The sequence below is a fragment of the Nonomuraea cavernae genome (assembly GCF_014646355.1).
In the GTDB taxonomy this organism is placed as follows: Bacteria; Actinomycetota; Actinomycetes; order Streptosporangiales; family Streptosporangiaceae; genus Nonomuraea; species Nonomuraea cavernae.
The window spans coordinates 1-1,294 of sequence record NZ_BMNH01000065.1; the positions used below are offsets into that span (position 1 = coordinate 1).

The 1,294-nt window shown below is 59.8% G+C and carries 2 protein-coding genes; both read left to right on the forward strand.

Translation table 11 applies throughout. The annotated features are described in order from the left end of the window. Positions 1–67 precede the first annotated feature (67 nt). A complete protein-coding gene (locus IEY82_RS38680) occupies positions 68–361 on the forward strand; it encodes a transposase (RefSeq protein WP_189129269.1) in 294 nt (97 codons plus the stop codon). Further along, positions 358–1,239, forward strand: coding sequence for an IS3 family transposase (locus IEY82_RS38685; RefSeq protein WP_189129270.1), 882 nt, complete (start codon positions 358–360; stop codon positions 1,237–1,239). The genes IEY82_RS38680 and IEY82_RS38685 overlap by 4 nt, the downstream gene beginning before the upstream one ends. Positions 1,240–1,294: the final 55 nt, after the last annotated feature.

Consider the following 1,294-nt stretch of genomic DNA (forward strand, 5'->3'; position numbering starts at 1 on the left):
TGGGGTGCCCCGATCTTTCCGGACACGGACCCAAGTAGGGTTTACGTGACACCCGGAAGGCAAGGTAGTGGCGAAGAAGCCGAGGCAGTACTCTCCCGAATTGCGGGCCGAAGTCGTTAAGTACGTCCTGGATGACGGACACACATGCGCACAGGCCGCCCGCGCTTTCAACCTGGTCGCCGAAACAATCCGCAACTGGGTGAACGCCGAAAAAGAGAAGCGTAAGGGAAACACCCCGGAAGCACGTGAGGCCGTCGATCGAGCACAGCTCACAGAGCTGGAGCGCAGGGTCAAGGAACTTGAGGCCGAGAACTCGTTCCTAAAAAAAGCGGCAGCCTACTTCGCGAAGGAACAAGGGTGAGTGAGCGGTTTGCACTCATCGACGCGGAGCGGGCCAACTTTGAGATCAAGATGATGTGCCGGCTGCTCGGCGTTTCCAGCTCCGGCTTCTACGAATGGCGAGATCGTCCGTTGTCGGACCGGGCGCTCCGACGCGAGGCGCTCAAAATCCGCATCGAGGAGGAGTTCGCCAAGTCCGATCGCACCTACGGCTACCGGCGCGTCCACGCTGAACTCGGGCGCGCCGGAATCAAGATCGACGACGAGACGGTGCGCGACCTGATGCGCGAGATGGGCCTCGTTCCGGTGCAGGTCAAGAAGCGCAGGAGCCTCACGGTCGCCGACAAGGACGCCGGGCCGATCCCCGACCTGGTCAAGCGCGACTTCACCGCCGAGGCGCCGGGAGCCAAGATGATCGGTGACATCACACAGATCGACACCGGCGAAGGACCGCTGTTCCTGGCCACCGTGATCGACTGTTTCTCAAAATCCGTAATCGGCTGGTCGGTCGACATGCGCTACCCGGCACGCTTGGTCAGCGCGGCAATCGACATGGCCGCTGGGCGCATCGCTCTCCCTGAAGATGCTATTTTCCATTCGGATAGGGGCAGCCAGTACACATCGATGGAATTCGGCGAGACGCTCGACAAGTACAAGATCCGCAGATCGGTGGGGAGAACGGGGATTTGCTTCGATAACGCGATGGCGGAATCTTTCTTCGGGAAGCTGAAGACGGAGATGGTCCACCATCAAGAGTTCGCGACACGAGCTGAAGCGCGGCGCGCGCTCATCCAGTACATCGAAGGCTTCTATAATCCGCGGCGACTTCATTCAGGGCTCAGTTATCGACCGCCGCTCGAAGTCCTCGATGAATGGTTCGATAATCGCGCGGTTGCGTGATAGAGTCGACTCTATAGTTCATTTGGGACGTGTCCGGAAAACGCCGGGCTCCTCA